Below are 13,086 nucleotides of genomic sequence, written 5' to 3'. Positions count from 1 at the left end.
GACCTCATTGTGCCCCCTGGGATTTCTGCGGCTGATGACCTCATTGTGCCCCCTGGAATTTCTGGGCTGATGAACTCATTGTGACCACTGGAATTTCTGGGGCTGATGACCTCATTGTGATCTCTGGAATTTCTGGGGCTGATGAACTCATTGTGACCCTGGGTTTTCTGGGGCTGATGAACTCATTGTGACCCTGGGTTTTCTGGGGCTGATGAACTCATCGTGACCACTGGAATTTCTGGGGCTGATGAACTCATTGTGGCGAGCGGGCTTGCCCCGCGTTGGGCTGCGAAGCGGCCCCAGAACCTGACACCGAGGATTGCCTGACACACTGCATTCTGCTGGATTGGGGCTGCTGCGCAGCCCAACGCGGGGCAAGCCCGCTCACCACAATTGAAAACCCAGCAGCCATATAAAGTTCAGCTGCCTCAACAACCCCACCAGGCACATAAAGTCGGCCAGGCAACCACCACAACCCTCAAACAGTCGTGTCCCGCGTTGCCAGGGTCACCCAATAGCGGGTGCGTGAGTGCAGCTCCAGCCCCAGCGTCGAAGCCAGCAGGCTGAGGATGCGGTCGGTGTCGTCGAGGCGGAAACTGCCGGTGACCCGCAGCGATTCCAGGCTCGGATCCCAACGCAATACACCCGGGCGATAGCGCTCCAGTTCACGCAGGAAATCCCCCAGCGCCTGGTTCTGTGCCGTCAGCACGCCGTCGCGCCAGCCCAGTTGCAGCACATCGAACGGCGCCCAGGCACCCAGCCCGCTGACTTGCAGAGACGCTTGTTGACCGCCTTGCAGCGTCGCCAATTGCCCTTTCAGGTCGCGTACCTGCACCGCCCCCTTGAGCACCGAGACCCGGCAGCCGGAAGCCAGTTGCCGCACACACACCTCGGCCTGGCTGACGCGCAATTGGCCATAGCGGGTGTCCACGGTCAGCGCTGCCGTACCCGGCACCGTCAGCGCCAGTTCGCCGTCGACCAGGGTCACGCGGCGTTGCGCCACGTCCACTGCCGTCGCGGTGTTGAGCTGCAGGCTGGCGCCGTCCGCCAGTGGCAGGCGCTTGCGCTCGCCGGTGGCGGTGCGCAGGTCGGCACGCCAGGCGTCGAGGGGCAACTGGCGGCTGATCAGCCAGGCCGCCGGCACCAGCGCCGCCACACCCAAAGCGCGCTTGAGAACGGCGCGACGCCCCGGTTGCGGGCGGTCGAGGCTGGCCATGGCCAGTGCCTGGGGCAAGTCACTGAAGCGCTGGCGCAGGCTTTGCGCGCGCTGCCAGGTCTGTTCGTGCTGGGGATGACTGTCGCGCCAGTGCTGCAGGGCCGCGTGATCACGCTCGGTGGCGGCGCCGGATTCCAGCAGTGCCAGCCACTGGGCGGCCGCACGCGCGACGTCACGGTTCACAGCTCCACCAGCAGGCAATGTTCATAGGCCTGGGCCATGTAGCGCTTCACGGTGCGCTCGGACACTGCCAGGCGCTTGGCAATCTCGCGATATCCCAGGCCTTCGAGCTGGCTCCACAAGAACGCGCGGCGGACCACGGCCGGCAAGCCATCGAGCAATTCATCCAGGGCCTGCAGGGTTTCCAGCACCAGCCAGCGTTGTTCGGGCGACGGTACACAGGCTTCGGGCAAGGTGGCCAGGGCATTCAGGTAGGCCTGTTCGAGGCTGCGGCGCTGATGAAAATTCACCAGCAGGCGCTTGCCGACGGTCACCAGGTAAGCCCGCGGTTCCTGCATCTGCGCGATCGGCTGGGCACTCGCAAGCACCCGCAGGAACGTGTCCTGGCTCAGGTCGGCCGCATCCCAGGCATTGCCCAGGCGCCGCCGCAGCCAGCTTTCCAGCCAACTGCGATGCTCGCGGTACAGGCACGACAAAGTCAGTTCGGGGGCGTGCGTAGGGACAACAGCATCATTCATGGCGAGCAACCTGCACGGGCGCGATTATGTCTCAAATGAGATTCATTCTAATTAATATCCCGCCGCGACACCACGATCTTTTCAACCTCGCGTTTATACCGGTACCTCGGCGTCGAACACCTGCCCGCGCCCAATCACGCTGGCAGGCGCCAACACCGCCCCCGGGGCCAGCACTGCATTGGCACCGATGCGGCACTGGTCACCGAGCAACGCGCCGAACTTATCGCACCCGGTGCGCTGCAACAGGCCTGCGACGCGCACCTGCACTTCCTTGTCGTCGCGCTCGTTGCGGTAGTTGGCGACGATACTGCCCGCTTCCAGGTTGATACCGTGGCCGAGCACCGAATCGCCGACAAAGTTGAAGTGCGCCAGCTTGCTGCCGCTGAACACGAAGGAAGTTTTCAACTCGGCGCCCGGGCCGATGATGCAGTGCGCATCCAGCCAGCACCCACCGCGCAGGAGCGCGCCGCTGGCGATAAAGCAATCGGCGCCAATGATCAGCGGCGGCTTGAGCAAGGCGCCCGGTTCGACAATGGCACTGCGGTGGATAGCAATTTCGCCTTGCACGCTGTAGTCGTCAGCCGGCAGGTCGGCCAGCAGCTGGCGAACCACCGCAGGTGCCTGGGTCACCAGCGCCCAGGGCGACAGGTCGGCCCAGGGTGCCAGTGCGGAGCGGGAAATATCGGCGATGTAATCGGTCAGTCGGATCAATGTCGAGCCCTCTACAGATCAGAGAAGCTCGAAACGCTAACACCCGGTTTACTGGCCGTCGAGCAGCGCAGGCTTGCCCAGTTCGCCGATCTTCTCCAGCCGCGCGCGCACGATATTGCGGCTGATATTGAGCAGCCGCCCGGTCTGCAACTGGTTGCCGTGGCAGTAGCGGTACGCCGCGCGAAAGATCGTCTCTTCGATGTGTTCGTAGAGGTCTGGAATGTTTTGCTCGAACAGCGCGTTGAGTGCGCTCTCCAGGTCGACCGGGCCGCTGATGGCCGGCGGCGCATGGTTGGCTTCGTCCTGGCGAATGCCCGACGAACGCATGTCCACCAAGTGCAGATCGGCCGGTTGCACACGCTGGTTGCGGCACACCAGCAAGGCGTGGTGAATGGCGTTTTCCAGCTCGCGGATATTCCCCGGCCAGCTGTGTTCGAGCATTTTGCGCTCGGCCTCCAGGCTCAGGCTGGCGCGGTTGTAGCCCAGGCGCTGGCAGTGCTCTTCAAGAAAGAATTCGGCCAGCGGCAGGATGTCACCGGGGCGTTCGCGCAGCGGTGGCAGGCGGATCGTCGCGACGTGCAGACGGTAGAATAAATCCTCACGAAAATGCCCCGCCACTACCGCGTCCGCGAGGTTGACGTTGGTCGCCGCCACCAGCCGCACGTTGATCGGGATGGGCGTTCGCGACCCCAGGCGCACCACCTCGCGCTCTTGCAGCACGCGCAGCAATTTCACCTGCATGTTCAGTGGCAGGTCGCCGATTTCATCGAGGAACAATGTGCCGCCGTTCGCCGCTTCAAACCAGCCAGCCTTGTGCGTGGTAGCGCCGGTGAACGCGCCCTTTTCATGGCCGAACAGTTCGCTCTCCACCAGGGTTTCGGCGAAGGCACCGCAGTTCACCGCGACAAAGGGCTCGCGTCCGCGTCGACTCAAATTGTGAATATGCCGCGCGACCAATTCCTTGCCGGTGCCCGTCTCGCCAATGATCAAGGTGTTGGCCTCGCTGGGCGCGAGGCGCTCGATACGCGCCAGCAGTTCCTGCGAGCGCGGGTCCTTGAAGACCAGCACGGTGGCACGCACCGACTTGGTCAATTCACGGGCGTTGGGATGGGTGATCAGCGACATGGTGCATTCCTGGCAGTAAAAGCGCGTGCTCAATAGTGCATGAAGTTTTCTAGACCATTTAATTATTAATTAATATTTATATATTCCCTGATCGAATATACCAACAGCGACACCTGGCACTGCTGCTGGAGCAGCAACCGGCCAGCACTTGCGTGTTCGCCCATCAGCAACCAGCCTTTCGAGCCACCTTTGGACGAAACCCTGCAGGCCTTGCAGCACGCGGGCTAGAGCGCTTTTTTCGCTGGCTGGCATGCAATCTGCTCTCTCCCTCCCAACACGATCTCCGTGCAGGAGCCGACGTGCTGGCGATAGCGTCTTTTCAGGCGCTGCAAGGCTCAAGAGCCTCATCGCCGGCCAGCCGGCTCCTACCGGGGTTGTCAATTCAGGTAGGGAGAACGCCCATGAAAAACCTCTGGCGCAAGACCATCGCGGCGCTGTTCGGGGTACTTGCAATCAGCACCGTCCACGCCGCTCCGACCTCGGTGAAAATCGCCATCGTCGCCTACACCCAAGGCGGTAAACCGGTGTTTGGTGGCATCGCCGGGCGCGTGATCGAGGAGGGCTGGCTTGAAGCGCAACTGCGCGAGCGCGGGGTCAAGCTGGAATGGATCGCCCTGCCCCACGCCGGCGCCGGCCCACAGATCAACGAGGGCTTCAGCAACAACAGCCTGGATTTCGCCGTGCGCGGCGACCTGCCTTCCGTCATCGCCGGTGCCGGCGGTGTGCCGGGCAAGCTGATCGTGCCCGGGGGCAGCGGCAACAACATCTACCTGGTGGTGCCCGAAGGCTCCAGCGCCAAGACCATCGAAGACCTCAAGGGCAAGCGCCTGGCGCTGCACCGTGGCCGTCCCTGGGAGTTCGCCTTCAGCAACTTCCTGGCCAGCAAGGGCCTGAAACTCGACGACGTCAAGATCGCCAACCTCAACCCGCAGGTCGGCGCCGCAGCGGTCTCGGCCGGCAAGGTCGATGCGGCCGTACTGCTCAGCGAAGCCTACGCCCTGGAAGACAAAGGCGTGGGCAAGATCATCTGGTCGACCAAGCAAGGCAGCAACGACTGGCGCCTGGTCTCGGACCTGTGGGGCACCGACGCGTTTGTGCAGCAGAACCCGGACATCACCCAACTGCTCGCCACCGCGTGGGTCAAGGCGGCGTGGTGGATTTCCCAGCCGCAGAACCAGGACGCCTATTACCAGTTGTCTTCGCGCGCCGGCACCGCCGAGAGCGTGCTGCGCCGCGACGACCAGAACGACCCGGTGGCCTGGAAAGATCGCTGGGCACCGAAAAGCGACGCGCAACTCAAGGCCCACTACCAGGCGCTGACCGCCTACGCGCTGGCCAACCACCTGATTAGCGACACCTACGACATCGGCCCGTCACTGGCCACCGGCTTCACCAACCAGGCCCTGATCGACCTGAAACTCACCGACTACTGGCCGGCCCTGCGTGGCCAGGTCAGCACTAATCCTTGATAGGGAAATGACTGATGAAACTGCCGCACTCCTTCGCCTTCGGTCTCAGCGTACTGGCCTTGTCCATGAGCGCCTTCGCCGCCGACGTGCACGCCCCCAAGCCCGACCCGCTGCAAGGCGATGGCCGCGTCTCGGCGTTCTACACCTGGGAAAAAGTCATTCCGGCCACCCCCGGCAAACTGCTGCGCAGCGAACCGCTGGACAAGACCCTGAGCCTGGCAAACGCCGCCAGTGCCCAACGCATTCTGTACACCTCCACCGATGGCATCGATAACAAGACGCCGATCGTGGTCTCCGGTGCGCTGTTCCTGCCCAAGGGCAAGGCACCGGCCGGCGGCTGGCCCGTGGTCAGTTGGGGCCACGGCACCGTGGGTGTGGCGGACGTGTGCGCGCCGTCCTGGCAAGGTCGCTCCTACCGCGATGTGACCTACCTCAACCGCTGGCTGGAAGAAGGGTTTGCCGTGGTCGCCACCGACTATCAAGGCCTCGGCGTGCCCGGCGGCCATCCATTGCTCAACAGCCGCATGGCCGCCTACGGCATTCTCGACGCCGCCAAGGCGGTGGTCGCCGATGTGCCGGGGCTGGCGGATAAAGTCTTGATCGTCGGCCAGTCCCAGGGCGGTGCCGGGGCCTTTGCGGCCGCAGCCTATGCCGCCACCTATGCGCCGAACCTGGGCGTCAAGGGCAGCGTGGGCACCGGCGTGATCTACACCCTCGACTACGCGAAGAACCCCAGTGAAGAAGTGCGCAACAAAGTCGACCCGACCCTGGCCTACGGTTTCTACACCCTGCTGGCGGCCCAGCAATACGACCCGAGTATCAACCCGGCCGACTTCTACACCGACAAGGCCCTGCCGCTGTTCGAACAGGCGCGCACCAGTTGCCTGTTTGCCCTGGAAGGCGACGTCGAAGGCCTCGGCCTGAGCATTGCCAACACCAAGAAAGACTACAAGGGCAAGCAACTCGCGCCGTGGCTCGCGCAAATTGCCTACCCGACCCTGAAGACCTCCAAGCCGATCTTCATCGGCACCGGCGCCGAAGACACCACCCCCGCTGCCGCCACCCAGGTCAAGCTGATGCAGGACGCCTGCAACGCCGGCTCCATCGTCGAAGGCCACCTGTACAAGGGCCTGGGCCACAGCGCCACGGTCAATGCGTCGCTCAAGGACTCGATCCCGTTTGCCCACAAGGTCATCAACGACCAGCCGATTACCCCGGTGTGCGCCCCGAGCGCGCAATAAGCAGGAGGCTTGCATGAGCATCGAATTCTTCACCCGCCTGCCGCTGCACGGCGAAACCCAGTTCCTGCCCGGAGATCCACGCAACCGTGGCGACTGGCATCGCGGCGGCGCCAACAGCACTGGCGCAGTGTCCGGGTTCAGCGTGGGCGACCACTTCACCTATATCGACTACCTGGGGCAGATCGCCAAGGCGGCCGAGATCAACCAGTTCGGCGGCGCGTTGATGGTCAACGCGCCGACCGGTGAAGAACCCTGGACGGTCTGCTCGCTGCTCGCCCGCGAGACCCGCACCTTGCAGTTCGTCACGGCGTTCCAGCCCTACCACTACACCCCGTGGGTGGCCGTGCAGCAGGCGGCCACCTACCAGCGCGCCACCGGCAACCGGCTGGTCTGGAACATCATCAACGGCGGCTCGGACGCGATCCAGCGCCAGGTCGGCGACTACAGCGACCACGATGAACGCTACGCGCGCGCCACCGAGTTCATGGACGTGGTCAAGGGCTATTGGCACAACGAGACCTTCCACTACGACGGCAAATTCTACAAAGCCGATGGCGGTGGCCTGCGCGGGCCGCTGAAGAAAGCCCAGTTGCCGCTGATCTGCACCGCCGGCTCGTCGATTGCGGCCCGCGAGTTCGCTGCCAAGCACGCCGACTTCTACCTGATGCGCGCCGAGCACCCGGATGAAATCGCCGCGCTGATCGCCGACCTGCGCCAGCGCGCCCTCAAGTGGGGACGCACCGACATTCGCTTCGGCCTGTCGATCGACGTGATCACGCGCGAGACCGAAGACCTGGCCCGCACCGAGGCCAAGCGTTTCTTCGACGAAGGCATCGCCCGTGGCGCGGTCAAGGCCGTGGCCGCGCATGCCGGGCTGCGCACCGCGCGCAAACTGAGCTATGAGCATGGCTTTGCCGAGAAGAACGAAGCCCAGGGCTTCGACGACTTCTTCATTCACCCCAATGTGTGGACCGGCTTCGGCTATATCGGCATTCCGCCGGGCTGCGCGCTGGTGGGCAGCTACGAGAACGTGGTGGCGCGGATTCGCGAGTACAACAGCATCGGCATCGACCTGTTCTTCCTCGCCGGCTACCCGCACCTGGAAGAAGCCTATCGCCTCGGCGAGCATATCCTCCCGCACTTTCGCAGCGAGCGGGTCGAACTGAGCCGCACACAGGAGCCGGTGCGCGAACTGCACTCGGCCAATGGCGGGGCCTGACGCCATGACCTTACTGCTCAGCCGCCGGGACTTTCTCGGCTACAGCGCAACCGTCGGCGGCGGCCTGCTGCTGGCGGGCTGCGGCCCCAGCGACACACCCGGCGCGGTCGCCGGTAACGACCAGCCACGCTACGGCGGACGCCTGCGCCTGGGGATTCTCGACGGCAACCAGAGTGGCAACCTCGACGCGCACAAGCCGATTGGCAGCGGCATCGTCCGCGGCTTCGCGCTGTACAGCAAGCTATGGGAATGGGACGAGCAGATGCAGCCGCGCCTGGCGCTGGCCGAATTCGCCGAGCCGAATGCCGACGCCAGCGCCTGGACCCTGCGCCTGCGTCCGGGCCTGGAGTTCCACAACGGCAAGACCATCGATGCCGATGACCTGATCTTCTCGATCCGGCGCCTGACCGATCCGCAACTCGCCTCGCCGTATGCAGCGCTGTTGCACTGGGTGGACCGCGACAACCTGGTCAAGCTCGACAACCGCACCGTGCGCCTGGGCTTTCGTGACGGACGCAGCTACATGCCGCTGGCGGAAACCTGGGTCAACTTTGGCGGCATCGTGCCCGTGGACTATCACCCGGTGACCAACCCGGTGGGCGCCGGCCCCTACAAACTGAAAAGCTTTACCCCCGGCCAGCGCTCGCTGTTCACCCGTTTCGACAACTACTACAAGGACGGCAAGCCCTACGCCGACGAGCTGGAAATCATCGACTTCAAGGACCAGGTCTCACGCCTCGCAGCCCTGCGCGCCGGGCAGATCGACATGGCCAACGTGATGCCCACCGAGCAACTGCCGATCCTGCAAAAGGACCCGCGCCTGCAGGTGATCAAGTCGGTGACCGGCAACTGGCTGTCCTTCGACATGAACCTGGACAAACCGCCGTTCAACGACCCGCGCGTACGCGAGGCGTTTCGCCTGATGGCCGATCGTGAGGAACTGGTGCGCCGTGCGCTCAACGGCCAGGGCCGCGTGGCCAACGATTTGTATGCGCCCAGCGACCCGACCTTCAACCACGACCTCGGCCCCCGCGCCCACGACCCGCAACGCGCGGCGCAATTGCTCAAGGACGCCGGCCAGGAAAACCTCGAGGTGGAGCTGATCACCACCCCGGGCCCTGGCTTGAGTTCGGCGCTGGTGCTCGCCGAACAAGCCAAGCGCATCGGCGTGACGCTCAAGGTCAAGCAGGTGGACCTGGCGACGTTCCAGGGCCCGCTGAAAAACGACTGGACCCTGAGCACCGGCGGCAGCATCGGCGCGCCGTTCCTGGCCAGTGCGATTCACACGGATGCGCCGTTCGCGGTGTCGAACAAGACCCACTTCAACGACCCGCAGTTCAGCGAACTGTTCCTCGCCGCCATGGCCCAACCCGACCTGGAAAAACGCAAGGCCCTGGTGCATCAGGTGCAGCAAATCCAGTACGAGCGCGGCGGCATGTTGATCTGGGGCTACGCCGACCTGCTCGACAGCGTGTCCACCCGCGTTGGTGGTGCGCAATCGGAAGAGTCACTGTTCAGTACCTGGCGCTTCGAGAAGCTCTGGCTCAAAGACACCGCCTGAATCACTGACACCGCCTATCCCTGCAGGAGCCGGCTTGCCGGCGATGACGTCCGTCAGGCCGAGGCCAGGCGGGAAGCCCTCATCGCCGGCAAGCCGGGCGCCTGCAAGGGCACACCGCATTGATCCAATTTTCGACAGGAGGCATTTCTGCCATGTACGCTATCGCCTTGCGTTTACCCCTGCTGCTGGCCGCAAGCCTGCCGCTGCAGGTCTTTGCCGCTGATACTCAACTGCAGACCGTCACGGTGCAGGCCAGTAGCAGCGAGTCGGATGACGACGCCCTGCCCACTCGCCCACCGACCTCGGTGTACGGCAGTATTGAAGCCAGTGTGCTCGACACCCCGCGCTCGGTGGTGCAGGTGAATGCCGAGCAATTGGCCAACGGCTCGATACACAGTGCCGACGACCTGGTCAAATACGCGCCCGGGATTACCCGCGGCGGCGGCCAGAACGCCGGGATCGCCCCGCAGTTCCGGGCCCAGGGCTCGGAAATCTTCCAGGATGGCCAGCGCGCCTATGGCGTGCGTCACCCGGCAAACTTCAACGCCTATGAAAGCGCGGATATCGTCGCCGGCCCGTCTTCGGTCACCTACGGGTCGGTGTCCGGCAGCGGCGGCTATGTCAACTACCTGAGCAAGAAACCCAATTTCACCGAGTTCAAGACCAAGCTCAGCGGCGAGCTGGGTTCGTGGGTTCCGGATGGCACCTCGCGCAGCTCCAACAAGTTCAGCATCGACAACACCGGCCCGCTGAGTGACAACCTGGCGTACCGCGTGAGCATCACCAAGCAGCGCCAGCAGGATTTCTACGACAACGTCGACAACAACTTCGACGCATTCTACGGCGCGCTGGCCTGGCGCAACGACAACGTGCGCGTGGACTGGAACGCCAGCTACGACAACTACTACGACTACAACATCACCCACGGCTGGAACCGCGCGACCCAGGACCTGGTGGATCACGGCAAGTACTACGCCGGCCGGGCCACGCCGATTTTCCAGAACGGCAACACCCTGTGGTCACCCGTGCTGGCCTCCGGCGCCGCCGACGCACCGACCGTTGGCTGGGTGCAGCGCCAGCGCAATGCCCAGGGCCAATACAGCGTGGTCGACGGCAGCTTCCAGACCGCCTCGCCCAACACCCAGGCCAGCCCCGGCAGCCTGCGCGGCTGGGTGTATGACCCGACGCTGGCCGGCAATGGCGAGCAGTCGCTGTCGTCCCAGGTCGGGCAACGCAAGGAAGACGAAAGCAGCTCGCGGCGCTTTACCACGCAATTGCGTATCGAGGCTGACCTGTCGCCGACCATCACTGTGGCCAACAGCACGTTCTACCAGCGTTCCAGGGACATCACCGATGCCGTCGGCGCGTTCCAGGTGCAGTCCAAAGACAATATTTTCGACAACCGTTTCGAATTCCGCTCGCGCAACGAAGCCCAACTCGGTGGCTGGACCCTGCGCGACGAGAGCAATACCGGCCTGATCTACCGCCGCGAATTCAACCAGTCGATTGCCGCCAACAACAGCTTCGGCTCGACCATCAATGCCTATGACTTGACGCAAAATCCCTCGGGCAAGAACCCCGGCGACCTGCTCGGCCTCGACGCCAGCAACCCGGCCGGCGGCAACGGCGCGTGGATCGGCCAGCCCGGCGTGCCGCAGTACTCCAACTATTACGGCTGGCTCAACCTGGCGGCGATGTACCCGGCCGGGCACGGGCTGTATGCGGAATCCGTGGCGCCCTACACCGCTGAAAGCACCTGGTCCACCCAGACCCTGTTCAGCCAGCACAACCTCAAGTTCGGCGATTATTTGGGCCTGAATATCGGCGCCAGCCGCAGCTGGATCGACGCCGAGATCGACAACCCGTTCGTGCTCGCAGGCGGTAACAAGCGCAAGGACAGCGACAACTATCGGCTCTTCGCCTTCCAGGTCAGCCCGTATGTGAAACCGACCGAGAACACCACGCTGTACTACACCTTCGATCGCTCGCTGGCGGTCAACACCGGGTTCTTTTCCAACGGCCTGGGATGGGGCAGCGGCACCGGTGCCAACCAGCTCAACCCACTGGCGTTCCAGAGCCTGAGCGTGCTGCATGAAGTCGGGGTGAAGGTCGAGGCGCTGCCCAACCAGCTGTTCATGACCCTGGCCGCGTTCAAGCAGGCCCGTGACCAGTCCCCCGACAGCAATAACAACATCGCGCGCCTGCAGATCAAGGGCGTGGAAGCCACCGTGCGCTATCAACCCGATGACCATCTGCGCAGCGGCCTGAACCTGTCCAAGCTGAGTGCCTACAACGAGTTCACCTCTCAGGCCGGCTTCGCCTCCGCCGGGTTCATTGCCGACAACGGCACGGTGTTTGGCGATAACAACAGCCTCAACCAGCGGCCATCCGGGCGCTACGACGCGGTGCAGATTCCCGAGTACACCGCCAGTGGCTATGTGGACTATCGCTTCGATTCGGGCTTCGGTGCCGAACTCTCCGGCTGGTGGACCAGCAGCTGGTACCTGAACCTGAGCAAGACGGTAAAGATCCCCGACGAATACAACCTCGACCTCGCCGTGTACTACCGCCAGCCGCAGTGGAGCACCACGTTGCGCGTATTGAACCTGACCAACGAGCTGAACTTCGTCAGCGGCCTGGCCGGTTCCACCAACACCTTTTTACAACCCATGCCTGGCCGCACCTTGCTGGCCCAGGTCGACTATCAATTCTGATCCACCACCGGAGCCTTCCATGTCCATTGAATTTGTCGGCATGATTTTCCCGCGCCAATGGTCCGAAACCCGTGGCGTTCGCAGCCCGGATTTCGACCTCGACTTCATCCGCCACCATGCCCGCGCCCACGAGCACGCGGGCTTTGACCGCGTGCTGATCGCCAGCGGTCCCGGCAGCGCCGACAGCCTGCAGATCGCCGCCTATGCGGCGGCCCACACCGAGCGCCTGGGTTTCATGATCGCCCACCGCCCAGGCCTCACCGCGCCGACGGTCGCCGCACGCGCCTTTGCCACGCTGGACCACACCACCGGCGGCGGACGCATCCGCCTGCACGCGATTACCGGCATCACCGCCGAGCCGCAGGAAGGCGACTTCCTGCTGGACAAGACCGAGCGCTACAAACGCACCGATGAATACCTGGAGATCGTGCGGCGCACCTGGACCGCCGAGGAGCCGTTCGATTTCGAGGGCCAATACTTCAACATCAAGGGCGCGTTTTCACCGGTCAAGCCGCTGCAGCAGCCACACATCCCGATTTCGTTCGGCGGGTCTTCGGACATCGCCTATCAGATCGCGGTCAAGCATGCGGATTTGTATGCGCTGTGGGGCGAGCCGTTGAGTGGCGTGGCAGAGCAGATTGCCAAGCTCAAGGCCGCTGCATCGGCGGCCGGGGTTGCCGCGCCGCGGGTGAGTCTGTCGGTGCGCTTGATCCTTGGAGCCACGGAGGAACTGGCCTGGCAACGCGCCGAGCAGATCCTGCAGCAGATCAAGGCCAACCCGCAGTTTGCGGCCGGCAGCCCGTGGCAGAAACGCATCAAGGGCACCGGCTCGGAACGCCTGCTGGCCGCCGCCGCCCTGGGCGACCGCCACGACCGTGCGCTGTGGATGCCCACCGCCACGGCCGTCGGCGCCTACGGCGACACCACCGCACTGGTCGGCACCCCGGAAACCGTGGCCCAGGCGTTGCTGGATTACGTCGACTTGGGCGTGACGACCTTCCTCAACCGAGGCTACGACCCGCTGTATGACACCGTGGATTACGGGCGGTGGATCATTCCGGCGGTGCGGGAGGAGGCACAGCGCAGGAAAGGATTGAACTAGGACCCTTGGGGGAGCTGTATGTGGTTGAAA

The 13,086-nt window shown here is 64.0% G+C and carries 10 protein-coding genes; 6 read left to right on the top strand and 4 right to left on the bottom strand.

Features of this window, described 5'->3' with window-relative positions; all coding sequences use genetic code 11:
* Positions 1-478: 478 nt before the first annotated feature.
* The 4 genes from BBG20_RS06120 to BBG20_RS06105 all read right to left on the bottom strand — a co-directional run bounded on the left by BBG20_RS06120 (position 479) and on the right by BBG20_RS06105 (position 3,750).
* On the bottom strand, positions 479-1,399 hold the full coding sequence (locus BBG20_RS06120; protein WP_065901256.1) for a FecR domain-containing protein: 921 nt from the start codon (positions 1,397-1,399) through the stop codon (positions 479-481).
* Complete coding sequence (locus BBG20_RS06115) at positions 1,396-1,914, bottom strand: sigma-70 family RNA polymerase sigma factor (RefSeq protein WP_065901254.1); 519 nt, start codon at positions 1,912-1,914, stop codon at positions 1,396-1,398. Before BBG20_RS06115 ends, BBG20_RS06120 begins: the two co-directional genes overlap by 4 nt.
* 93 nt (positions 1,915-2,007) lie before the next feature.
* Positions 2,008-2,625 carry an LbetaH domain-containing protein gene (locus BBG20_RS06110; protein ID WP_065901251.1) on the bottom strand — a complete coding sequence of 206 codons (618 nt, stop codon included), beginning with the start codon at positions 2,623-2,625 and terminating at the stop codon, positions 2,008-2,010.
* Positions 2,626-2,673: 48 nt separating this feature from the next.
* Positions 2,674-3,750, bottom strand: a complete 1,077-nt coding sequence (locus BBG20_RS06105; protein ID WP_065901248.1) for a sigma-54 interaction domain-containing protein — start codon at positions 3,748-3,750, stop codon at positions 2,674-2,676.
* 401 nt (positions 3,751-4,151) lie between these two features.
* Between BBG20_RS06105 and BBG20_RS06100 the strand changes: the two genes are divergently transcribed.
* From BBG20_RS06100 to BBG20_RS06075, 6 genes are all read left to right on the top strand, one after another.
* Positions 4,152-5,219, top strand: coding sequence for an ABC transporter substrate-binding protein (locus tag BBG20_RS06100; RefSeq protein WP_065901245.1), 1,068 nt, complete (start codon positions 4,152-4,154; stop codon positions 5,217-5,219).
* A 14-nt stretch (positions 5,220-5,233) separates the two neighbouring features.
* The gene (locus BBG20_RS06095) at positions 5,234-6,460 is read left to right on the top strand and encodes an alpha/beta hydrolase (protein WP_065901243.1); all 1,227 of its coding nucleotides are present in this window, start codon (positions 5,234-5,236) and stop codon (positions 6,458-6,460) included.
* Positions 6,461-6,473: 13 nt separating this feature from the next.
* The gene (locus tag BBG20_RS06090; protein ID WP_065901242.1) at positions 6,474-7,679 is read left to right on the top strand and encodes an LLM class flavin-dependent oxidoreductase; all 1,206 of its coding nucleotides are present in this window, start codon (positions 6,474-6,476) and stop codon (positions 7,677-7,679) included.
* A gap of 4 nt (positions 7,680-7,683) precedes the next feature.
* The gene (locus BBG20_RS06085; protein ID WP_065901257.1) at positions 7,684-9,240 is read left to right on the top strand and encodes an ABC transporter substrate-binding protein; all 1,557 of its coding nucleotides are present in this window, start codon (positions 7,684-7,686) and stop codon (positions 9,238-9,240) included.
* 152 nt (positions 9,241-9,392) lie between these two features.
* Positions 9,393-11,954 carry a TonB-dependent receptor gene (locus BBG20_RS06080; protein ID WP_065901241.1) on the top strand — a complete coding sequence of 854 codons (2,562 nt, stop codon included), beginning with the start codon at positions 9,393-9,395 and terminating at the stop codon, positions 11,952-11,954.
* A 19-nt stretch (positions 11,955-11,973) separates the two neighbouring features.
* Positions 11,974-13,056: an LLM class flavin-dependent oxidoreductase gene (locus BBG20_RS06075; protein ID WP_065901239.1), complete on the top strand. Its 1,083-nt coding sequence runs from the start codon at positions 11,974-11,976 to the stop codon at positions 13,054-13,056.
* The last annotated feature ends 30 nt before the right edge of the window (positions 13,057-13,086 follow it).

This window comes from Pseudomonas aylmerensis, from assembly GCF_001702265.1.
Lineage (GTDB): Bacteria > Pseudomonadota > Gammaproteobacteria > Pseudomonadales > Pseudomonadaceae > Aquipseudomonas > Aquipseudomonas aylmerensis.
Note: the sequence above shows the minus strand (reverse complement) of the source record. Positions and strands in the feature narration are given on the sequence as shown.